The sequence below is a fragment of the Denitromonas iodatirespirans genome (genome assembly GCF_018524365.1).
GTDB classification, from domain to species: domain Bacteria; phylum Pseudomonadota; class Gammaproteobacteria; order Burkholderiales; family Rhodocyclaceae; genus Nitrogeniibacter; species Nitrogeniibacter iodatirespirans.
The window spans coordinates 1-610 of sequence record NZ_JAEKFT010000126.1; the positions used below are offsets into that span (position 1 = coordinate 1).

Annotated in this window: 1 protein-coding gene; it reads right to left on the minus strand. The window is 55.4% G+C overall.

The genetic code is table 11. The features are described from left to right. Positions 1 to 610, minus strand: a 610-nt coding sequence (locus tag I8J34_RS24245) for a hypothetical protein (protein WP_214364191.1), incomplete at both ends; no start/stop codon positions are given.

Here is a 610-nt window from a genome sequence, read left to right on the forward strand (position 1 = left end):
TGCACCTCGCCGAGCATGCGGCTCACGAAGGTCTTGGCTTGAGCGGTATCTGCCACCTTGCTGAAATCCACCGTGGCGTGCTGATAGACGTTCTCAAGCTCCGTCTTCTGCTCGACACTGCTCAATAACCATTCGAGGGCCTCCTTGACGTCCTGTTTCATTTCACGCCACTTCTCGTCTGTCTCGTTCTTGAGGACATCAAGCTTCTGATCCAGCCGGCGCAACTGCTCAAGCAGATAGCCTTTGACGTTCGCCGAGGCCATGAGCAGGATGTCTTCCGACGACTTGATTGCTTTCAGGAAGGCTTCTCTGTTCTCGTCAATCAACCTTTCAAGCCGCCTTTCCATCTTGTCCGCTTCTTCACCAAGATAGGTCGCCAGTTCTTTCCCTTCTACAATCATCAGCGTGTACATCGCGCTAAAGGCTCTGAAAGCTCGTTTGTCGAAATACCCCAAATTCTGATCCCCCGCCGCGACCACCTGATGCCGGAACCAGCAGGCGAACTCCCAGATGTGCTCGGCGCCGATTTCGGCTGCGATCTTTCCCGACAGCCCCAACCCGACGCAACCCGAGAGCTTGGCGACGATCTTGAACTTGCCGCCGGTGTAGC